Source organism: Candidatus Zixiibacteriota bacterium (assembly GCA_020853795.1).
Lineage (GTDB): Bacteria > Zixibacteria > MSB-5A5 > CAIYYT01 > CAIYYT01 > JADJGC01.
In genome coordinates this window covers 1-20,887 of record JADYYF010000144.1, presented here as the reverse complement: position 1 = coordinate 20,887, position 20,887 = coordinate 1, and the positions used below count along the sequence as shown (strand labels likewise).

18 protein-coding genes are annotated in these 20,887 nt (G+C 61.1%); 4 read left to right on the top strand and 14 right to left on the bottom strand.

Annotated features, from left to right (window positions below; genetic code table 11):
- Positions 1-272 (top strand): DUF4872 domain-containing protein (locus tag IT585_11505; protein ID MCC6963868.1); only part of this gene is annotated, 272 nt, incomplete at its 5' end.
- Here the strand turns inward: IT585_11505 and IT585_11500 are convergent.
- Together IT585_11500 and IT585_11495 are read right to left on the bottom strand one after the other, a co-directional pair.
- Entirely contained in the window at positions 269-1,570 is a 1,302-nt protein-coding gene (locus IT585_11500; protein MCC6963867.1) for an oligosaccharide flippase family protein, read from the bottom strand. The two genes, IT585_11505 and IT585_11500, sit on opposite strands and share 4 nt — an antisense overlap.
- 121 nt (positions 1,571-1,691) lie before the next feature.
- Positions 1,692-1,973 (bottom strand): hypothetical protein, encoded by a 282-nt coding sequence (locus IT585_11495; protein MCC6963866.1) that lies wholly within the window; start codon positions 1,971-1,973, stop codon positions 1,692-1,694.
- A 391-nt stretch (positions 1,974-2,364) separates the two neighbouring features.
- Here IT585_11495 and IT585_11490 point away from each other — a divergent pair, with 391 nt between their 5' ends.
- The gene (locus IT585_11490) at positions 2,365-3,132 is read left to right on the top strand and encodes a UDP-2,3-diacylglucosamine diphosphatase (GenBank protein MCC6963865.1); all 768 of its coding nucleotides are present in this window, start codon (positions 2,365-2,367) and stop codon (positions 3,130-3,132) included.
- On the opposite strand, the gene IT585_11485 is transcribed toward IT585_11490, so the two are convergent.
- From IT585_11485 to rlmD, 6 genes are all read right to left on the bottom strand, one after another.
- Positions 3,129-4,574, bottom strand: a complete 1,446-nt coding sequence (locus tag IT585_11485) for a hypothetical protein (protein MCC6963864.1) — start codon at positions 4,572-4,574, stop codon at positions 3,129-3,131. The genes IT585_11490 and IT585_11485 overlap by 4 nt on opposite strands.
- Positions 4,571-5,059 carry an HIT domain-containing protein gene (locus IT585_11480; GenBank protein ID MCC6963863.1) on the bottom strand — a complete coding sequence of 163 codons (489 nt, stop codon included), beginning with the start codon at positions 5,057-5,059 and terminating at the stop codon, positions 4,571-4,573. The genes IT585_11485 and IT585_11480 overlap by 4 nt, the downstream gene beginning before the upstream one ends.
- Before the next feature lie 352 nt (positions 5,060-5,411).
- Positions 5,412-7,541, bottom strand: a complete 2,130-nt coding sequence (locus IT585_11475) for an AAA family ATPase (GenBank protein ID MCC6963862.1) — start codon at positions 7,539-7,541, stop codon at positions 5,412-5,414.
- Positions 7,541-8,650: a hypothetical protein gene (locus tag IT585_11470; GenBank protein ID MCC6963861.1), complete on the bottom strand. Its 1,110-nt coding sequence runs from the start codon at positions 8,648-8,650 to the stop codon at positions 7,541-7,543. Before IT585_11470 ends, IT585_11475 begins: the two co-directional genes overlap by 1 nt.
- 222 nt (positions 8,651-8,872) lie before the next feature.
- Complete coding sequence (locus IT585_11465; protein MCC6963860.1) at positions 8,873-10,582, bottom strand: DUF885 domain-containing protein; 1,710 nt, start codon at positions 10,580-10,582, stop codon at positions 8,873-8,875.
- A 35-nt stretch (positions 10,583-10,617) separates the two neighbouring features.
- A complete protein-coding gene (gene rlmD / locus IT585_11460) occupies positions 10,618-11,985 on the bottom strand; it encodes a 23S rRNA (uracil(1939)-C(5))-methyltransferase RlmD (protein ID MCC6963859.1) in 1,368 nt (455 codons plus the stop codon).
- A gap of 84 nt (positions 11,986-12,069) precedes the next feature.
- Here rlmD and IT585_11455 point away from each other — a divergent pair, with 84 nt between their 5' ends.
- Positions 12,070-13,215, top strand: a complete 1,146-nt coding sequence (locus IT585_11455; GenBank protein ID MCC6963858.1) for a hypothetical protein — start codon at positions 12,070-12,072, stop codon at positions 13,213-13,215.
- A 29-nt stretch (positions 13,216-13,244) separates the two neighbouring features.
- Here the strand turns inward: IT585_11455 and IT585_11450 are convergent, their stop codons facing one another.
- The 6 genes from IT585_11450 to IT585_11425 all read right to left on the bottom strand — a co-directional run bounded on the left by IT585_11450 (position 13,245) and on the right by IT585_11425 (position 18,899).
- Positions 13,245-13,673, bottom strand: coding sequence for a universal stress protein (locus tag IT585_11450; protein MCC6963857.1), 429 nt, complete (start codon positions 13,671-13,673; stop codon positions 13,245-13,247).
- A gap of 8 nt (positions 13,674-13,681) precedes the next feature.
- Positions 13,682-15,097, bottom strand: a complete 1,416-nt coding sequence (locus tag IT585_11445; GenBank protein MCC6963856.1) for an Nramp family divalent metal transporter — start codon at positions 15,095-15,097, stop codon at positions 13,682-13,684.
- Between the two features lie 16 nt (positions 15,098-15,113).
- Entirely contained in the window at positions 15,114-15,788 is a 675-nt protein-coding gene (locus IT585_11440; GenBank protein MCC6963855.1) for a metal-dependent transcriptional regulator, read from the bottom strand.
- 270 nt (positions 15,789-16,058) lie between these two features.
- A complete protein-coding gene (gene rseP, locus IT585_11435; GenBank protein MCC6963854.1) occupies positions 16,059-17,129 on the bottom strand; it encodes an RIP metalloprotease RseP in 1,071 nt (356 codons plus the stop codon).
- A 7-nt stretch (positions 17,130-17,136) separates the two neighbouring features.
- A complete protein-coding gene (locus IT585_11430; GenBank protein MCC6963853.1) occupies positions 17,137-18,309 on the bottom strand; it encodes a 1-deoxy-D-xylulose-5-phosphate reductoisomerase in 1,173 nt (390 codons plus the stop codon).
- A complete protein-coding gene (locus tag IT585_11425) occupies positions 18,306-18,899 on the bottom strand; it encodes a peptidylprolyl isomerase (GenBank protein MCC6963852.1) in 594 nt (197 codons plus the stop codon). Before IT585_11425 ends, IT585_11430 begins: the two co-directional genes overlap by 4 nt.
- Before the next feature lie 408 nt (positions 18,900-19,307).
- Between IT585_11425 and IT585_11420 the strand changes: the two genes are divergently transcribed.
- Positions 19,308-20,887: VCBS repeat-containing protein (locus IT585_11420; protein MCC6963851.1), on the top strand; the 1,580-nt coding region annotated here is incomplete at its 3' end.

Genomic DNA, 20,887 nt, shown 5'->3' with positions numbered 1-20,887 from the left:
TGTACCAGCAAATCGAAAAAGCGGGCACCGGCGGCGGGCTCTCGCGCAAGATGTTCGCCGAGTTTCTCGATCAGGCCGGACAAATCTATGCGCGCCCGATTTACGAGTTGTCGGCCGGGCTCTACGAGCAGGCCGCCCAACTCTGGAGCGAAATTGCTTCCGCCGCCAAAACCGGCAAGCTCAACGGCGCCGCCGGCAGATTAGAGGAAATCTACCAGATCGAGTCGCGCGCCGTGTCGATCTTCAGCGCGTTTGAGGACGAGGACCTTTAAGCTCCCCGTTTGCCCCAACCATCACCCAACCGCTTCAGGAAACTCCGCCCCTCCACAATAATCGCCACGAAGTCGCCGCGGCGGAAGTTGTAGAGCTCGCGCACCTCGCCGCCGCCGACACGAGCGTAGAGCACGAGCAGGACGGTGTTCTCCACTGCCCCGGAGGCGGCCGCCGATATCGCCGCGCCTTTCATGCCCAGCGCCGGAATCAACAGCCAGCAGCCCAGCGCCATCAGCGCCAGCATCACTGAGGTCAAGATCGTTTTGACGTGCGGATACCCGCGCCCAAGCAAATGCGAAGTGAGAATGCCGTTGACACCCCGAAAGACCGCTGCCGTCAACAGGTACAGCAGCGCCGCGTGACCGGCGAGGAATCCGGGACCGAAAATGCCCAGCACCGGCCGCGCTAACAGCGCCACTCCGGCCGCCGTGACCAGCAGCAAAAGCAACATCTGGCGATAGAAGAAGGGCGTCGTTCGCCGCGTCTCATCGTCCGTCTCGCCCGTAGTGCGGGGGTAAAATATGCTGTTGACCGACGAGACGATGATCGTGATCGGCGACGTCAATCCCATCGCGACGGAGTACACGCCGCCCGCCTGGATGCCGGCGAGCGCCGTCACGATGAAAAAGTCGATCCGCGCCGCAAAGTGGCCAATGAGATTGGCGGCGTAGATCCAGCCGCCGTAACCCATCGTTGCCCTCAGCAGCCGCCAGGAGGGCGCCGCCGGTGCGCCGCAGACCGCGCTCATTTGCCGGAGCACCAAGGCAACGGTCAGCGCAAAGGCAGCGACATAGCCCCAGATCACGCTTTGCACTCCGAATGGCAGCGCCAGCACCGCGAGGAGAACGGCCAACAGCACCAGGCCGTTTTGCACCAACACCAGCACGCTGCGCAGGCCGACGCGGCCAATGGCAATCAACAGCTGACACGATGGCTCGTAGATCAGCATCAGCAGTGCCAACGGAATCGCCGGCCCAATCACCACCCACGCCGACGCCGGCACCTGCGCCGACCACAGCGGCCAGGTCAGGCCGGCCAGGCTCAGCAGGGCAAGCAGGAGCATGATCGGAAAAAACAGGAAGTTTCCGCTCAATTGGCGCGGCGAGGCGAGTTGCTTGCCGACGAAATACTGCGAGCTGGTGCCGAGCGCAAGGTGGGCGAAGATGACCATCACTTCGGCACTATTGATCAACAGCGCCACGGCGCCTTTGCCGGCTTCGCCGAACGCGCGGCTGATCAGCACATTGATGGCGAAGACGGCCAGCAGCGCCAGGCCCTGCGTGCCGAGGATCAGCATGGTCGAATCGAAGAAGCGCATGGCGCGGCAAGATAGCGAAATTCTCGGCCAATTCCGCCGCGCCCAACAAAAAAAAACGGCGGCATCGCTGCCGCCGTGGTAAGCCAAAAGCAACCGGCGTTTACGCCCAGTTGTTGCGAATCTGCTTCAGATACTGCTGGCTCTTGCGCAGGCCCAGGCTCGACGCCTTGTACTGCACCGAACTCTCGCTGCGATTCAGCTTCTTGGCAATAAACACGTTCGAGTTCGTCCGATAGAACTTGCGCAGCGTGTTGATCTCCTGCTGCGTCCACACCTTCGTGCGGCCACCGGCGCTCCAACGGCGCGGGGTGTTGGTCGGACGGGCATGCCAGCTGGTACGACGGCGATTGCGCGTGGTTTGGGTTCTGCGTCTGCGATTCATCCTTTGCTCCTTTCAATTAGGAAAGCATTGAAGTTTCTTCGTCCTGAAGTTGACTCTGTCCAAAAGTTTCTTGTTAACAAACCAACATTGAGTTGTATCGGAATCGAGCAGAGTTACTTTAACTTGAAACACACAAATTCGTGGAAATCTTGTCGAATTTCCCACCCATCGCACCCCCGACTCTGACGGCCATCGCACCTTTGGTTCAGAGCTTGACGGCGCTTGGACTTCGGCTGTTCAAAGTTAGAGATCAAAGTCCGCGATAACCGCTATCCCCGCTTCTCGCAGAATGCGACCGGTGCTGTTTCACACGGGAACAGCCGCGCCGATACTGCCGCCGATCCGCGGCCGCAACCGCCCGGAATGAAACAGCGCCACGGCACATTTCCCCTTGGCCGGACTCAAGTTTCGCGCTACATTCGCCGCCATGGCCGTCTACTTCGTCTCCGACTTTCATCTCGGCGAAGCCAACGTCGAGCGCGACCGGCTCAAGCTCGAACGGTTCCGCCGGTTCCGCACGCAGTTTGCCGGCGACCTCGAGCATCTGATCATCCTCGGCGACCTCTACGATTTCTGGTTTGAGTACAAGCACCTCATCCCCAAACGCAATCTCGGCATCCTGCTCGAACTCAAAGCGCTGGCCGAGTCGGGGGTCAAGCTGTCGTACGTCTGCGGCAACCACGATTTCTGGCTGATGGACTTCATACAGTCGGAGATCGGCTGCCAGGTCTATCGCGATTCGCTGGAACTATCCGGCGGCCTGGGCCGCGTGCTTGTCCTGCACGGCGACGGCGTCGCGCCCTCTGACTGGAAGTACCGCCTGCTCAAAGGCGTGCTGCGTAACCGCGTGAACATCGCGCTGTTCAAGCTACTGCCGCCGACGCTGGCCTACGGCTTGGCGCACCGCGTCTCCGGCGGATCGCGCTACTTTGGCGAGGAGAAGCCGACCCCGGAGTTCGTCGCCGAATATCACGATTTCGCGCGCCGGCAGATCGCCGCCGGTTACCGCGCCGTCGTCTGCGGGCATATCCACTGGCCGGAGATCAAAGAGATCGAAGGGGGGGTCTACGTCAATTCCGGGGACTGGATCAATTTCTTCAGCTACGTCCGATTTGACGGTGAGCGCTTTGAATTGGGGAGCATGAAGCCGCGCGCTTAGGGCGCTTCGAAATTGCGGCGCGTGACCTTGCCGTTAATCAGAATCTGCAGCATCGCCGGCACCGACGCCAGGTAGCTGTTCGGGCCGCCGGAGGTCTCCGTCGTCAGTTCAAACTGATCGTCGGCCAGCGGCGCCAGCGCCGGTTGCGCGGCGGCATCGGCAACATGTCCCCCCGCTTCGACGATCTTCTGCACGTACTTGCGCTTGAGCGCTTCCAGAAACACCTGGCGGCTGCGCGGAAGGACATAGAGGTGGCAGTCGTCACTGAGCGTGCGCTCGCCGAGCGCGGAGGCGATCAACTTGAGATCGTCGATCGACCCGCCCAGCAGCGGTCCGATTCGCAGCCGCGCCGGCTGTCGCTTCTCCAACTCACCGAGATCGCGAACAAATTCGCCGCGGCCGAGAGCGAAGTGCAGCGCCCGCGGCTTCGACACCGTCGCAGTGATCTCCTCCAGGAACGACACGCTGCGGTCGGAAAACGGTACCGGCCCATCCGCCGCCCCATAGTGACTCAGCAGGTTCAAATGCATCTGATCGGGACTAAGCAGCACCTGGCGTCCGGTTAGCAGGCGCACGTAGGTCAACAGCGCCATGCGGTCGGGCAGCAGCAGCCGTTCGATGCCGACGCCGCACAGCTCGAGCGCAAACTCGCGGCGACTCAGGTCGCGCAACGCTTCCCAGATGCAGCAGGCGGAATCGAAGGGTGAGAATTTCAATTGCGACGAGCCGGTCAGTGTCACGCGCACCGTCGGCGGAACCTCGAAAGCAATCGTCGCGGCCGCCGAATCGGCCGGACCCGCGTCAAGAAACACCAGCGAGGCCGTCACTGCCAGCGCCGCCACCTCGGGGGCGTTGCCCCGGATCACCTGACCGGAGCGGAAGTGACCGGCGGCAAAAAGTGCCTCAAAGTCGAGGAAACGCTGCGGCCTGGGATCGGCCCCGTCGCGGCAATCGCTCAGCAGCAGGCGGCCCTCCTGAAATGACACCTGCAAATCGGGATGGAGTTTGACGGCGGTTCCCGGCAGGGCGCGGCCGTCGTTGTGCAGGGCGATGATCCGCTGAATTGCCGTCTGCGCCGGCTGATCGCCCTTGCCGGAACGCGACAGTCGTTGCTCGTCGAGAAACTTGAATTCCAACTGCTCGAGCTTGAGAATCGCCGGTTTCTCCAGCAGTTTGTATTTCTTGCGCCAGCGGTAGAAGGCCTGCTTCGTGACGCCGAGTTCCTGCCCGGCCTTGGCATCGTCCCCGAACCGCTCCCACAGTTCCTTGATTTCCATCAACGAGTATTTCGGAAAAACCGAACGCCCGATTCCCTTCTTGCGCCGCCAGTAGGCAACCAGGTTTTCCGGCACATCACCCAGCGCCTGCCCGATGCGCTTGTCGGTGCGATAGAGCTTCTGCAACTGCAGCAGTTCGAGCTTGGTCGGAATGCGGCGTTTCATCGGCGGCGCGGGAAATATTTCTTCAACAGCTCATAGACCGACTCCAGCGACAGCGAGATCACCCGCACGTCGCCGGTCGTCGCCATGAAATTGGAGTCGCCCGCCCAGCGGGGAACGATGTGGAGATGGAGGTGTCCGGCCACGCCGGCGCCGGCCGAGCGGCCGAGATTCATACCGAGATTGAAGCCGCGCGGCGCAAATTCGTGCTTCAGACTGGCCACCATGTACTGCGACAAATCCATCATTTCGTGCAGCGTCGCCGCGTCGAGCTTCTCTAAATTGCCGACATGGCGGTTGGGCACGATCATCAGGTGGCCGGAAGTGTAAGGGTAACGGTTGAAGACGATGAAGCAACGCTCGCCGCGATGGAGGATCAGGTTGGCGCGGTCTTTCTTCTCGGCCAACATCCTGCAAAAGATGCAGCCTTTGGCCTTGGGACCGCGAATGAAATCCCCCCGCCATGGCGCGAACATATGCTTGGTCATGATGGGCCATTATAAGCAGGTGTCGCCGCCGGCGCAAACGGTTAAACGCGTCTCTCCAAGCAGCTGTCCGGCAGCGGGTTTGGGGAGGGGGAGAATTTAACGGCGATTGCGGACGAGAATTTCGCGAGCAACGCGTAGGGTGGGTCTCCTGTCCGACGACTCGCGGCAGGCGCAGACCACCGCCCGGAGGACCGCCGACTTTGACATTACGGTGCTGGCAGGTCTCCGTCACGAACTCCAAGAATCATGCGGCTTCTTGTGGAGACCTGCCCTACGGCTCACCCGTAAACCAAAAGCGCCCGGTCAACCGGGCGCTTCGTCTTTCGGACTGATGAGATAGTCGTGAGTGTTGTTACACCGTGGCGACCTGGCGGGTCAGCGAGCCAAGGTGGCGGAACTGATCGCCGGCTTCGCGGGCCGATTCGTCCGCCGTCAGCAGTAGCACCTGATAGTTGGCTGCGAACTGCCGCAGGATCCGCAGCGCCTCCTTGCGGCGCATGGCATCGAGGTTGACCAGCGGTTCGTCGAAGATCAGCGGCGGACGGTTGTCGCCACAGAGCACCTTGACGAGCGCCAGCCGCAGCGCCAGATAGAGCGCGTCGCTGGCCGAGCGCGACAGGTGGTCGGCGGCACTGCGCCAGCCGACGCCGTCGTGCGAAATTTCGCAGGTCAGGTGATGACGGTCGAGGCGCACCTTGTTCCAGGTGCCGATCGTGATCTGGCTGAGAATCGCGGAGGCCTCGTCCTCGAGCATTTCGATCGAGGATTTCAGCACCTTACGGCGGGCTTCCTCGAGGTAGCGGGCGACGATCTTGAGCTGTTCGGCTTCGCGGCGGAACGCCTCCAGCTTGCGCTGACCGTCTTCGATCCGTTCCTGAAGCGGCGCCATGATATCGGTGCCGGATTCGAGGAATTCGAGCTTGTGGCCGGCCAGGGTGCCCTCGTCGCGCAGGCGGGTCAGTTTCTTGTCGAGTTCGGCGACTTCGCGCTGCAATTCCTCGAGGTCGCGCTCGGTGACGGCGTAGGCGCGGTGCTGGTCGAAGATCTGCTGCTGCTCGGCCATACGCTCGTTCATGCGCGCCAGATCAAGTTCGAGGTCTTTCAGGTTGTTTTCACCGATGATTGATTCGTAGCGGGAGACCATGGCCTTGATATCGCGGTCGAGGTCGCGATACTGCTCGTACTTTTCGGCGAGTTCATCGACGTCTTTGGCCTTGAAGCGGCGCAGCAGCGCATCGAGCGTTTCGGAGTTCTTGCGCAGGTTTTCGCGTTCCTCTTCGAGCCGGCGTTTGGCGTCGTCGTGCACGCGCAAGGCTTGCGCATACGCGCCCTTGGCCGAAAACCACAGCGCCAGCGCGGAGCCGGAGACAATCAGCGCGGCGGCGGCTGAGCCGAGCAAAAGCGGATCGCGCAGAAAGTACCAGACGGCGGCGGCGCCGAGAGCGCCGATCAAAGCGGCGATAGTAACATAGCGGTACCACGACTTCGGCGTCGCTTCCTGCGCCTTCTCGTGCGCTTCCGTAACGCGCGCTTCGCAGTCCTGGACGCGGCCTTCGTAAACCTGCTTTTGCGTGGCGAGGCCCTCGCAAGAGCGCTGGTCGGCGCGTTCGATGCGGATCAGCGACTTGAGGGTGTCTTTCTTCGAAGTGATTTGATTCTTGATGTCCTGCGCCTCGAGCGTCTTGCGGCTCAGGTCCATGTAGAGTTCGCGGTCTTTGTCGAGCACCTGCGCGGCTTCAAACGCCAGCTTGCTCTTGCGGAAACGTTCGTGCTGATCGTTAAAGCGTTGTTCGGTCTTCTGGAGTTCCACCGCGTTGGTGTAGACGCGGTTGCGGTACTCGAGCAATTCGGCGGTCTTGCCTTTGCAGGTCTGCAATTCGGCTTGCCAGCCGGCAATCTTCTTTTCCAGCTGGGCAATTTCACCGGCGCCGTCGCCCTTGCCTTCCAGCGCGGCGATGCGCGTCGACAGCCGCTCCAGCAGCCGTGAAGCGAGGACTTCGTCTTTATTGGAGTTGATCAGGCGTTCGAGCTTGTCTTTGACAAGATTCACGGCGCGGGAGACGCCGGCCAGATCGCCCTGCTGCGCGCAGGCGGAGGCGAGGAAGAACTCCTTCTCGCCGAAGCCGAGCGCAGCGGCGACTTGCGCCTGCACGTCGCGCTGATTGTTCCACTTGGTGCCGCTGCTGATGTCCTCGAGCAAGGTCAATTGCGTTGAGATGTCCTTGGTCAGGTGGAAGACCTTGCCATTGGCCTCGAATTCGAGATGGAGCAGGAACGGATGCTCGGAGGCCCAGTGATTGTAGCGGCGCATTTCGTTTTGCAGTTGGGCCGGGTCGTCGAAGAGCGCGGCGCAGACCGCCGCAACGACGGTAGATTTGCCCGATTCATTATCGCCCAGCAGGACGTTGATGCCGTCGGCACAGTCGATCGTGTAGTCTTCGAAGCGACCGAAGCGTTTGAGTTCCAGGCGCAAGAGTCTCATCAGATCACATCCTTACCCGACAGGAGGGCGCGTCCGGTGGAGAGCGCCTCCAGGTATTTGGCGCGCAATTCGGCAGGCGCCTTGTCGATGCTGTCGCGCAGCAGCGCGGTGAATTCGCCGATCAGGCTGCCGCCGTTGTCAGTGGCCACGATCGCAGCGGCAGCGGCGGGCTGACGGTCGTCGCGAATGCGCAGGAAGCAGAAGTTGTCGCTTTGGGCGCGTTCGAGCGCGGCCAAATCCAGATAGCCGTCGCCGACGAAGTTGCCGCCGACGCGCAGTTCGAGCAGCTTGGTTGCGCCGGCGAATTTCTGCAGTTCGCGTTCAATCTCGATATTGTACAGGAATTGTGTCGAGTCCAGTTGCAGGCGCTTCCAGGCCAGTTCGCCGGTCGGCACGGCATCGACGGCAACATGGTCGCCGTTGACTTCGACCAACAGGCTGAGACCCGCCTGGTCGGAGTCGAAGTCGAGCGTCTCGGGCGCGCCGGGCGAGTAGGCGTTGGTCGCCCACTGGCGGTAGTGCGCGTGGCCGCCGACAGCGTAGAAATCGAAGGAGTTCTTCAGGATCAACTGATTCACCAGCGGACTCAGCGCGGCCGACTCGTGCTGTTCAAGCGCGGCGCGGTTGCCGATCAGCAAGACGTGGGCACCGGGGTGCGGCGTCCGCACGGGCGTTTGCCAGCCGGCCTGCGGCAGGGAATCGCCGAGATCGGGGATAGCGTAGAGCGTCACCTCTGAATCGGGGAAACTGAGCGTGGTCTCATGCGTCAGGCCGGGGATGAAGAAATTGTCGGGCCGACTTTCGAGCGGCAGATGACGATAGACCGAGTTGCTGTCGAGACAATCGGCCTGCCCGGGCGCCACGATGAAGGGAATGCGGCCGAGGCGTTCGGCCTGGCGATAAACGTATTCAATCAAGTTGCGCGAGACGAGATTTGAGGCAAAGAGATTGCCGCCGACGAGAACGAGATCGACACTGGATTCGAGCGCGGCGGTCACCGATTTTTCGAGCGATTCTTTGAGCGCCTTGCGGACGATATCACCGGCGCGCCCCACACCCGGGAATTGTCGGCCGAGATGCAGGTCCGACGTGAGCAGTAATTTTGCCATGTTACCCAGCCTTCGCCTGATCGTCGCCGGACGCGCTGCGGCGTGACGGCGACGAGAGTTTAAGTCGTTAGTCGGTCGCTGTTTAAAGGGCGGTTTGCACGGCGATGCCACGGCGCCGCCGCGACGCAAATCGTCTATAGCTGGTATCGGAAAAATCGCCCAGAAATCGAGCGCAAAATGCGGCCGCCGCGGTTCCAGAATGAAACGGCGGCGGCGGGAGTTTTACAGAATTTGTTCGTTAATCTTGCGCAGGATCAACGACGGCGGGATCGCGCCCTCGTTGAGCATGGCGTCGTGAAAGCGCTTGATCGAATAGAGGTCGCCCATGCGCTGCTTGAAGGCCGCGCGCGCCTGCTTGATCTGCTCCTTACCGATCAGGTACGACATCGGCTGCGTCGGCGTCAGCGTGTAGCGGTTGACCTCTTTCTCGGCGTATTCGAGCGAGGCGCCAAGTTTCTCGACCATCCAGTCGACCGCCTGCTGGTAAGTCATCTGGCCGGTATGGAGCTTGACGTCGAGGATAATGCGGCCGGCGCGGAAGCGGATGCCGCCGACGATCGCCAGCAGCGTGCGCGGATCATTGCCGTAGAAGCCGGCATCGTACATTGCTTCCTCGCAGTAGAGCGCCCAGCCCTCGACGAAAAGATTGTTGCGCTGGATGCGCCGAATCAAGGAGGTATTGCGGTTGGCAAGCTGGATCATCATGTGATGGCCGGGATAAGCCTCGTGCACGACCGAGCTGCGGAATCCGCGGCGATAGCAGTAGCGGAAAAAGGCGGAGCGATTGGCCTCATCCAGCGAGTCGGGCAGCGGGCGCACGTAGAAGCGGCCGAGCTGCACCGTCTCGAACGGTCCGGGCGGTTCGTAGGCGATGCCGCCGATGATATTGTCGAGAAACGCCGGGGTCTCAATCGGGATGCAGTCGCCGATGTCGGCAGGGACCGTGGCGAAGTCGTGCGTCTCGACCCAGCGGCGCGTCTGGTTGATCTCCCACTGGAAATAGTCAAGGATGTCGTCGCGCGAGAACGTGGCCGGCACAAAGATATTCATCTCTTCGATCGGTGGGAGTGTTTCGACGACGGCCGCGAGTGAATCGTACAGCCCCTGCGCTTGTTCAAAGAGCGAATCGCCGATGGCCAGGAGCGTGTCGACGTCGTAGTCGATGAAGTACTGCGTCTTGAGCAGGCGGTTGAAGGTGTCGCGGCCGATGGCGAAGGACTGGCCGTCGCGTTCGGCAAAATCGGACAGCACGTCGGCGAAATCCTGAAGGGCGCTGGAAGCACCGGCGAAGCGCGTGTCGATTTCCTTCTGCTTGTCCGGAAACCGCGCCGAGTAGTACGCGGCTAACTCACCGAGGAACGTCACAGCGGAGTTGGCCTCATCCTTGGCCAGCAACACCCAGACTTGCGGCGGGTTCTTGAGCTGGCGTTGCACCGAGCTTAAGAAATCGGGCAGGTCGGCGAGACGCGCGAGGATCAGGCGCAGGCGCTCGTCCTCCGGCAACGACTGCGAGGTCATGATGAAGTAGATGCCGTTGATCGCCGCCTCGGAGTAGAGCTTGGGGTTGTCGCGATAGAGCGCCGTGTTGGACAGGAGCAGGATTTGCGTGTCGAGGTTCGACTCGAGCAACAGGTAATCGATCTTGGCATCGGTGCTCAATTGCGACTGATTGATCTTCTTGAGCTTGGTCTTGAGTCCGCGCAGGCCGGTGACCATCTTGTTGACAGCGCCGGAGGTGAAATTCGGGTATCCGGTGTCGAAGCGATGGTCGCCCATCTGGGTGGCAAAGACCGGATCAAAATCGAAGGCAAGGGCGAGGTAGTCCTCGCCGAGACGCGTCAATTGCTCTTCGGCCGTCATTTTTTCGGCGACGGCAGAAACCGCCAGCGCCAGGACCAGTCCCAGGGCGGCGGCAATTCGGCTAAACTGCATGACAGCTCCGTTGCGAAGGTTAGCGGGCATAAGCACTATATCGGCACAAGAGTCGCGACAGCTTCAATGTGCGCCGTCTGCGGAAACATATCGACGGGGGTGACGCGCAGGGCACGGTAGCCAGCGTCGGCAAAGAGTTCGAGATCGCGGGCCAGAGTCGCCGGATTACAGGAGACGGCGACGATGCGGCGCGGTTGCAGCCGCGCGATGCGGGTGATGGCCTTCTGCTCCATGCCGGCGCGGGGCGGATCGGTGATGATGGTGTGGAAACGACCGGGCTGGGCGGCCAGATCGACCAGCAGACGCCGGACGTCGCCGGACTGGAATTCGACGTTGACAAGGTTGTTCAATTCCGCATTGCGGCGGGCCATGGCGATCGATTCGGCGCTGATTTCAATGCCGAAAACGTGGTGGACATGCCGGGCAAGATACAGGGAAATCGTACCGCAACCACAAAAAAGATCGAGAATTTCCTGCGTCGGCTCCGGCGCGGCGTGATCTTTGATGACATCGTACAGCGCGCGCGTCTGCCGGCTGTTGGTCTGGAAAAACGAAAACGGCGTGACCTGGAACTTCAGATCGCCGATCATCTCGGTCAGATAGGTCTGGCCGAATACTGGAATCAACTCCTCGCCGATTGCGACGTGGGCTTTGCGGCCGTTGACGGTGTGGAAGAGCGCGGTCAAGTCGGGCACGCCGGCGATGATCGCCTGAAACAACTCGTCGCGGCCGGCGAAGTCACGGTCGAGAGTGACCACGTTGAGCATGAAATCGCCGGTGAGCTTGCCCTCGCGAACGACCAGGACGCGCAGTTGGCCGGCGCCGGAACGATCGTCATAGTTCGGAATGCCGAGGCGTTGGGCGGTGGCGCGCACCAGCCGCAGGGCCGCAACCCCGCGTTCCGACTGGAGAAAGCACTCCTGCATGTCGAAGATGGCATCGAAACGCCCGCGCACATGCATGCCAGCCGCGGGCGCACCGTCGCGGAAGCCGAAAGAATATTCCATCTTGTTGCGATAGAAGAACGGATCGGGCGCGGCGACGGGCGGGTCGACGGCAATTCCGGTGACCTTGCCGATGCGGGCGAGCGCCTCGGTGACGAAGCTGGTCTTGAAGCGCAGTTGTTCGGTGTAGTCGAGGTTTTGCCAGACACAGCCGCCGCATTCATCAAAATGCCGGCAGCGCGGTTCGATCCGCAGCGGTGAGGCGGAGATCAAGCGCGTGAATTCCGCCAACGCATAGCGGCGTTTGGTCAGTTTGATGCGGCATTCGACGGTCTCGCCGGGCAGACCGCGATCGACCATGACGACGAAATCGTTGTGCCGCCCGACCGATCTGCCGGTAAGCGCGAGATCGTCGATCGGCAATTGAATGATATCACCCTTGCGCAGCTTGTCCGCCATCCGCGTAAGCTAAGAATAAATGCAGCGCCAACAAGGTGATTTTCGTTCTTGTCCGACGTGGAGTCGGATGTATAATAAGCGACTATGAAGCGAAACGTATTCATGCCTTCCCTGCGGCTCAGCCTGACCGCAGCGGCGCTGCTGACCGTCAGCGGATCGGCAATGGGACAAACATCGAAGGCGGCGGAGATTAAACCGGTGTTGCCGCGCAGCCAGTATCAAAACGCGCAGCCGATCGGCGGCCAGGTGCGGTTGGTCGGACCGGTGCAGTTGGGCAAACCGGTCAAGGTAGTCGCCGACCTGGTGTGTCATCGCGCGACGACCGACACGATGGAATTTCGGCTGGTACGAGCGGAGGTGTACGCCATGCGCTTTGCGCCGGACTCGATCCTGTGGCCGGCCCCGATCGATTCCGGCGCAGCGCGCACGCTGGAATTTACGTTTACGCCGACGCTCGTGGGAATGCACCGGATCGGGCTGGTGCGGCGCGCCCCGACCGGCTGGCAGCAGATTGCCGGGATAACGATCGCGTTTGATGAAGACGGACATCTGCTCTGCGCCGGACCGAGCGACGATTGCCGCCAGACACAGATTACGCCGCATCCGCTGCGCAGCGAGCGGCCGCTGACGCTGTCGTTTCCGCGCAACGAGATGATCACGAAGGTGCGACAGGACCGGCATTTCACGGCGAATTTCCGCTTCACGCCGGCGGCACAACTCCGGGATTCGACACGCGTCGACTTTGACCTGGAATGTCATGCCCCGCTCTATCAGAAGGTGCAGTTTGTCGTCGAGCATTCGACGAACATCGCGCTCTCGCCGCTGCCGCCATCCTGGGGCGACTGGGCGGGACCGGCGCCGGACTACCGGCATTTCCAGGGGAAATTCGCGTTCGTCGCGCTCAAGCCGGGACTGACTTACCTGAATTTTCGCGTCGTCGGCAAGTATCCGTTCGCGCGGGTCGGCGATCGCGTCACGACGGAGTACCCGATGTACTTCGTCATCGGCGACGACGGCGAGATTCTGTTTGCGGGCGACTACGATCCGTACACGCGGTTCAAGGACGCGACCGATCCGATGCTCGGGTCGCTGGCGCGCCTGCTGGATGTGACCAGCCGCGATTTCCGCACACGCTACATGCTGTCGTTGCCCGATTATCAGGGGGAAGAAAACAAGTTGCACGACAGTCTCGACGCGGCATCAACCCCGGCGGACTCAGCCAAGAAGTAAATTGCATCAGGGGGCGAGGCGGGCGGGCGTCACTCGCGACCGGCGCGCACCAACAAGACCGGAATCGGAGAATTGTGGCGCACCTCATGGATGGTGCTGCCAAAAAAGAGATCGGCGAGGAGGCGATGGCCGTGAGTGGTCATGGCGATGAGGTCGCAGTTTTCTTCGGCGGCAATCCTGACGATTTCCCGGGGCGGGTCACCGAGCGCGAGTCTGGCAGCGACCGTCAGTCCGGCGGCGCGCAGCTTCTCGGCGCAGTCGTCGAGATAACGGCGATCCTGCTGCATTTCCTCGGATTCGGCCAGTTTCAAGCGCACGTAGTTGCGGGCCGCCCAGCCGTCGGCGACGTGCACCAGCAGCAACTGCGATCCGAGTTGTTGCGCCAATTGGGCGATATGCGGCAAGAGGGACTGATCGGCGCGACCGTTTTCGAGGGCGACAAGAATCTTACGATACATCGGTAACCTCACGATGCGAGGGGCAAGCCCAGCACACCATAGATAAATTTCAGTACCGGCTCCGGCAGGAATGTATCCAGCAGCAATTTTACGTTGAGGATAATGATAATCATTGCCGTGGTCCAGCCGAGGATTTTGATCCAGAGCGGATTGGCAAATTCTCCCATCTTGGCGCGGTCGCTGGTGAAGCGCATTAGTGGCCAGACAGCAAAGCCGAGTTGCATGCTGAGCACGACCTGACTGGCGACCAACAGCTCCGTGGTCCGCGCTTCACCCATGAATCCAATCACGAGTACGGCCGGGACGATGGCAATCGCGCGCGTGACCAGGCGGCGCAGCCACGGGCGCAGTCGGACGTTGATAAAGCCCTCCATCACGATCTGCCCCGCCAGCGTGCCGGTGAGCGTCGAATTGAGACCCGAGGCCAGGAGCGCCAGGGCAAAGACCGTGCTGGCGATGCCGACGCCCAGCGTGGGACTGAGCAGGCGGTAGGCATCCTGAATCTCCGCCACTTCGTGATGGCCGGACCAATGAAAGGCGGCCGCGGACACCACGAGGATGGCGCAATTGATAAAGAGCGCGGTCATCAATGCACCGGTCGAATCGATCGTGCCGAACTTGATCGCTTCCCGCCGCCCCTCCGGCGTCGGTTCATACTTGCGCGTTTGGATGATCGAGGAGTGGAGGTAGAGGTTGTGCGGCATGACGGTGGCGCCGAGGATGCCGATGCTGACGTAGAGCATATTGTGATTTCGCAGGATCTCCGAGCTCGGGATGAAGCCGAGCAGGACTGCCGGCAGGCTGGGAGCAGCAAAAAACAGCTCGAGGGCAAAGCAGGTGCCGATGGTCAGGATCAAGGCCACGACCAGTGCTTCGAGCAGGCGGAAGCCCTGGTGCTGGAGATAGAGAACGGCCAGGACATCGAGCACGGTGATAATGCAGCCCCAGATCAACGGAATGCCGAAGAGCAGTTGCAGGGCGATCGCCGAGCCGACGACTTCCGCCAGATCGCAGGCGGCGATGGCCGCCTCGCAGAGAACCCAGAGTACCCAGACCACGGGCCGCGGGTAATGATCGCGGCAAGCCTGAGCCAGATCCCGCCCGGTGACGATGCCGAGTTTGATGCACAGGTGCTGGAGCAGGATCGCCATGAAGTTGGAGATCAGCACGACGCTCAGGAGCGCATAGCCGAATTGGGCGCCGCCCGCCAGGTCGGTCGCCCAGTTGCCCGGGTCCATGTAACCGACGGCGACAAGAAAACCGGGGCCGGCGAAAGCCCAGAGTTTGCGCCAGAACGGAAAGTGGCTGGGGACTGCAATCGAACCGTGGACCTCGGGCAGGCTGCGGCCGCCGGAGTCGCGGCGCCAGGGCGCTTTCGGTTCCGGTGTCTCGTTGGCAGGCGATTCAGGGTTCTCGGGTGTCATCGATGGCGCCTCCGGTTCAAAGTTGTTCGACGAGGATTTTGCCCGCGGCTTCCGGACCGAGGTATTGGACGCGGCCGGCGACGCGAACTTTGAGCGATCCGCCATACTGCTCGCGCTGCAAGACCACGATTTTGCGATTGGGCAGAATGCGACGCTGGCCGCAGTAAACCAGCAGGTCGGCATCCTGTCCCATCACCTGCGCGACGACGGCTTCGCGGCGCTCGGGAATCTCGGCCAACGGAACGACCTTGCGCGGCTTGATGTAGCCGGAGGCGTCGGGAATCGGCGCACCGTGCGGATCGAAGCCGGGGTAGCCGAGCCACTGGTCAATGCGAGCCTCGAGGCGATCGGAGAGGGCGTGCTCGAGGACCTCGGCCTCTTCGTGGATTTCCTCCCAATTCAAGCGCAGGCACTTGTGCAGGAATAACTCGACCAGGCGGTGGCGGCGGAGAATGCGCAACGCGCGGCGGCGGCCGGCGGCGGTCAGGCGGGCTCCGTTGTACGGGCTGTAGTGCACCAGTTTGTTGGCGGCCAGCTTGCGCAGCATACCAGAAACGGACGGTGCCGAGATGGCGAGTTCGGCGGCGAGCGCAGAGGTGGCGGCGTAGGCGTCGCTGTCGCCGGTCAGGCGCCAGATGGCCTTGAGGTAATCCTCGACGGAAATGGACTGCGGTGACTGTATCTTTGCCATACCTATATCTTTATTTAGGCTTACCTAACTTATCGACAAGGATTATACGCAAGTTGAGGGCGGAGGAATGAGTTCTTTTGCAAGGGGACAGGGTGTTGAGTAGCGCACCCTCTCCCCCGCTGTCTCTCCCGGGTGGAGAGGGGGCAAGCGTCATTCCCGCGGAGGCGGGAATTGAGATTGGCTGCAGTTTCCGAAAGGGCGGCAGGTCACAATCCCTCGTTCCTCGGGACGCTGAGCAAACTGTGCCGGTGGGATCAGATCAGGTGGTGATTACCAGCCGAAGATGTTGATGCGCCAGATGTCGTTTTTGGTGACGAAGATGATCAGGAGGATCAGAAAGACGAGGCCGATTTGCTGGGCGATGGCGCGGCCGCGCATCGAGACCGGGCTGCCTTTGATCTTCTCGATCAGAAGAAACAGCAGTTGGCCGCCATCGAGCACCGGGATCGGTACGAGGTTGACGACACAGAGATTGACCGAGAGAATCGCGGCCAGGAACAGGACGGAGACAAAACCTTGTTTGGCGGCCTCGCCGGCGGCTTGGGCGATGAAGATGGGGCCGCCGATCAGTTTCGACGAAACCGAACCGGTGATAACATCGGACAGGAATTTAAAGATTTGCGCGACATATTCGTTGGTAGCCAGGAAGCCCTCGACGAAGGCCTTACCCAGACCCATCGGCTGATACTCGACCAGTTTGCCGACGCCGATCTTGCCGACCTGGACCACCTCACCCTGCATGTCCATGGCGGTGTCGACACGGGTGGTGACGAACGCACTCATGGTATCACTGCCGCGCAGCCACGAGAGGTTGACCTGCTCGCCGGGTCGATTGGTGATGAGACGATACATGTCGTTGAAGCTCGCGACGGTGGAGTCGTCGACGCCGATGATCATGTCGCCCGGTTGCAGACCGGCGGCGGCAGCGGGTTCACCGGCAACGACGAGGCCGATCTTGGCGCTGGGATCATTGATCGGCTCGCCCTGGAAGAAATAAATGGCAAACAGCAGGACGACCGTGAGGACGTAGTTCATGGCCGGGCCGGCGAAGATGACGAGAGCGCGCTGCCAGATCGGCTTAGACATGAATTCGTAAGGGCGACCCTGGATGTCCTCTTCTTCCGGCTTCTCCCCGGCCATCTTGACATAGCCGCCGAGGGGAATCCAGGAGATGCAGTACTCGGTCTCGCCCTTGCGGAAACCGATCATCTTCGGCGGGAATCCGAGCGAAAAGGTCTCGACGCGGATGCCGCACCACTTGGCAACAGCAAAGTGGCCGAGTTCGTGGACAAAAATCAGGAGGCCCAGAACGAAGATGAAGGATAAGATGACGAGTATCACGTCTTTGTTAACGTCCGCTCGGTGTTAAGGTTCCAGCTCCGATGAAGTTCTCAGCCTCGCGGCGCGCCGACCGGTCGGCCTCGAGCAGATCCTCGAGACTAAGGGTCGAACCGCGCGGCAGATGGGCGAGAGCGTTCGCCGTTATTATCGGAATGTCGGTGAATTTAATTTGATTGGCAAGGAAAGCGGCGACGGCGACCTCGTTCGCGGCATTCAGGGATAAAGGTGCTAAGCCGCCTATCTGCAAAGACTTAAAGGCCTGCACTAGCGTCGGGAAGCGGACAAAATCGGGTGGTTGGAAGTTGAGTTCCAGGGGGCGCGACAGGTCGAGGCGCGGCAGATCGGTCGGGAGGCGGTCGGGATACTCGAGGGCGTAAGCGATCGGCAGGCGCATGTCGGGAGGAGACAGTTGGGCAATGACGGCGCCGTCGACAAACTGCACCATTGAGTGGACAATCGACTGCGGGTGGATGACCACCTCGATGCGATCGGGCGGCACACCGAAAAGAAAGTGTGCTTCGATCACTTCGAGTCCTTTGTTCATCAGCGTGGCGGAGTCGATTGTGATCTTGGCGCCCATCGACCAGTTGGGATGATGAAGCGCCTCCGCCGGTGTGATGTTGCCGAAGGTCTCGGCGGGACGATTTCGAAACGGTCCGCCGGAAGCGGTCAGGATCAGCTTTTCGATTTCGGGAAAGCGCCCGGTCAAGAGGCACTGGAAAAGTGCCGAGTGCTCGGAGTCGATCGGCAGGATGCGGGCGCCGGTGCGTGCCGCCGTTTGGCGCAGCAATTCCCCGCCGGCCACCATCGACTCTTTGTTGGCAAGCGCAAGATCGAGGCCGCGATCGAGCGTATGATAAGAGACCTCCAGACCAGCGGCGCCGACGATGGCGTTGACGACGAGATCACACGGCAGATCATCGATCAGGGTGCGAATCGCGTCGCGACCGGAGGTGATCCGGCAGCCGGCGGGTGCGGCGCCCCGGAGTTGATCGGCGGCGGCGGGGTCAAAACAGTGCAGGCGCGGAACGTCGAATTCACGCGCCTGGGCAATCAAAGCTTCGGTCGAACTTCGGCAGGCGAGCATCTCGAGACGATATCGCCCGCGGTTCTTGCGGACGATATCGAGCAAGCTGGTGCCGATGGAGCCGGTGGCGCCGAAGACGGCGAGGCGCTTCACTTCTTCTGGTAGGCCTTGATGATCTTCACGGTCTTGAGCGGGCGATCCGGATACGGCGAGCCATCCGGCATCAATTTTACGTCCGAGCCTTCATCTTTCATTTTGAGCAGTTGCGCTTTCCAGGCGGCATCGCGGGCGATCTTGTTGCCGTCACCGGAGGTTTGCGTCTTGCCGATCTTGGTGACAACGTCAAAGCCCTTGATGGTCTTGCCGAAGACCGTGTACTTGTGGTCGAGGAACGGTGTCGGCGCCAGGCAGATGTAGAACTGGCTGGTGGCGGAGTTGGGATCGTTAGTGCGCGCCATGCCGAGCGTGCCGGCGTGGTGAAGCGAGTCGTTGAATTCAGCCTTGATCTTCTTGTCGGAGCCGCCCATGCCGGTGCCGGTGGGATCACCGGACTGGATCATAAAGCCGTCGATGACGCGGTGGAAGATCACGCCGTTGTAGAAGCCCTTGTTGGCCAGTTCCAGGAAGTTGGCCACGTGGTTGGGGGCGACATCGGGAAACAACTCCAGCTCGATGATGCCCTCGGAGGTTTCCAGGACGACGATCGGATTTTTGGCGAGGGCATCGCCGGGGGATAAGGCCATAAAGACACTCGCGATAAAAAGGGTTAGCAATGTGACAAGACGCATGGTTACTCCTTGCAGTTGAGATCGTTAGTTGCCCGAATATAGGGATTGTGGCGCAGACATCAATGATTTTACGAATGAAGGGCGGAAGGTTCCAAGGGGATTAGCCGCGTGAACTGGCCCTCCACTCCATTCCCACAGGGAGAGGGAGAAGGCGGCGGCTGCGGGTCAGGATCGCGGGGATCCTGACCTACAAGTAGCGTTTGGATACGCGGGTAAGCAGAAATTGCGCAGTTGACAACGTTGATGAAGCCATTAGATTGAGGCGAGTTCCCTTTTACCTCACGAGTACAATCGCCGCCAAAGCCGAACGCAACATCGTGGAGGTGTGGTGTGTGTAAGTGGTCTGCAAGTCCAGCAGGATGGTTGGTCATCGTTGCTTTCCTGACTCTGCTATTCAGTAGTGATGTCCGGGCGGGCGAGATTTGTTTTTCGACGGCTTCCCTGCTGAAGGCGGGCGCGGAACCGGTCGCCGTAACGACCTTCGACATCGGCAAAGACGGCGGGACCGATCTGGCCGTCGCGAATTATGCCGGGAATACGATTACGGTACATCGACAACTTGGCGACGGCACGTTCCTCGACCCGGCGGACTACATGGCGGGATACGGCAATCTCGGTTATGGGCCGACGGCAATTGTCGCGTCCGAGTTGTCGGGCGACGGCATCGTCGATCTGGCATTCACGGCGGCGATCGGGAACGCGATCGGGGTCATGCGCGGCAAGCCGGATGGAACGTTTCAGACGGCGATCTTTCACTATGTCGGCTTGAGTCCGCAGGGGCTGGCGTGCGGCGATCTCGACGGCGATGGTGACTTGGACATCGTGACGGCCGACGGCAACTCAGCCAGCATGACGGTGATGGCAAACGACGGCACGGGAGGGTTCAGCTTCCTCGCCTCGTATCAAACGGGATTGGCGCCGCGCGATGTGGTCGTGGCGGATTGGGACGGTGACGACGATCTGGACGTTGCCGTGGTTTGCCGTAAGAGTCATGACTTCGCGGTCTTTATCAACGACGGCAGCGGCGCGCTTGGCGGGCGAGTGCGATACACGGTCGGCACTGACCCCACCGGCATCGCGGCCGGGGACTTTGATGAAGACGGCGACCTGGACCTGGCCGTCGCGATCAATGCCGAAGGCGTCATCGAGATCCATGCGAATGACGGCGCCGGTCAGTTTGCGCGGTCGGGACGGTTAGCCGCGGGGGACGGGCCGACGGCGCTGGTGGGTGGTGATTTCGATGCGGACGGCAAGCTGGATCTAGCCGTCACGAATCTCTTTGACAAGAGCTTCAGTATTTTGCTCGGGCGCGGGAGCACGTTTACCTCGGCGCAGACCAGTTCGATCGGCGACTACGCCGTGAAGTTGTGCGCCGTCGACTTCGATCAAGACGGCGACGACGATCTGGCGCTGCCGATGCTGGAGGGCGGGACGTTATTGGTCAATATCAATCAAGGCGGTGGCTATTTCCCGGGCGTGATGACCGGGCCTGCGGGGGAGTATGTGTGGGACATGGAAATCGCTGACATGGACGGCAACGGAATGAAGGACATTGTATGCCTTAACGTACTCGAGGCCACTGTGAGTGTGACGTTTCTTGACTATTACGGCCGACCCGATCACAGCTATTACTACCCGACCGGCGCCGATCCGTATGACGCCTTCGTGGCCGACGCCGACAGCGACGGGGACCTGGATGTGCTCGTGAGCAGTTTCGGCGGCCGCAAGCTGCAAGTGCTGAGCAACGACGGCAGTGGGTATCTTGCGGTCACGTCCGAGACGGCGCTTCCGGGAGAATTGACTTCGGTCGCGGGCGCCGATTTTGATAATGATGGTGATGTCGACGCGGTCGTCCGCATTATCGCTAACAATCCGTCGAATCAGGGGCTCTTCATCCTGACCAACGACGGCGCCGGACAATTTACGGTGCGTAACGACATAAT

Excerpts from the sequence above, each read along its gene's own strand:
- IT585_11500 (MCC6963867.1), bottom strand. The coding sequence starts at position 1,570 with ATGCTGATCCTCGGCACGCAGGGCCTGGCGCTGCTGGCCGTCTTCGCC.
- IT585_11495 (MCC6963866.1), bottom strand. The coding sequence starts at position 1,973 with ATGAATCGCAGACGCAGAACCCAAACCACGCGCAATCGCCGTCGTACC.
- IT585_11485 (MCC6963864.1), bottom strand. The coding sequence starts at position 4,574 with ATGAAACGCCGCATTCCGACCAAGCTCGAACTGCTGCAGTTGCAGAAG.
- IT585_11480 (MCC6963863.1), bottom strand. The coding sequence starts at position 5,059 with ATGACCAAGCATATGTTCGCGCCATGGCGGGGGGATTTCATTCGCGGT.
- IT585_11475 (MCC6963862.1), bottom strand. The coding sequence starts at position 7,541 with ATGAGACTCTTGCGCCTGGAACTCAAACGCTTCGGTCGCTTCGAAGAC.
- IT585_11470 (MCC6963861.1), bottom strand. The coding sequence starts at position 8,650 with ATGGCAAAATTACTGCTCACGTCGGACCTGCATCTCGGCCGACAATTC.
- IT585_11465 (MCC6963860.1), bottom strand. The coding sequence starts at position 10,582 with ATGCAGTTTAGCCGAATTGCCGCCGCCCTGGGACTGGTCCTGGCGCTG.
- rlmD (MCC6963859.1), bottom strand. The coding sequence starts at position 11,985 with ATGGCGGACAAGCTGCGCAAGGGTGATATCATTCAATTGCCGATCGAC.
- IT585_11455 (MCC6963858.1), top strand. The coding sequence starts at position 12,070 with ATGAAGCGAAACGTATTCATGCCTTCCCTGCGGCTCAGCCTGACCGCA.
- IT585_11450 (MCC6963857.1), bottom strand. The coding sequence starts at position 13,673 with ATGTATCGTAAGATTCTTGTCGCCCTCGAAAACGGTCGCGCCGATCAG.
- IT585_11445 (MCC6963856.1), bottom strand. The coding sequence starts at position 15,097 with ATGACACCCGAGAACCCTGAATCGCCTGCCAACGAGACACCGGAACCG.
- IT585_11440 (MCC6963855.1), bottom strand. The coding sequence starts at position 15,788 with ATGGCAAAGATACAGTCACCGCAGTCCATTTCCGTCGAGGATTACCTC.
- IT585_11425 (MCC6963852.1), bottom strand. The coding sequence starts at position 18,899 with ATGGCCTTATCCCCCGGCGATGCCCTCGCCAAAAATCCGATCGTCGTC.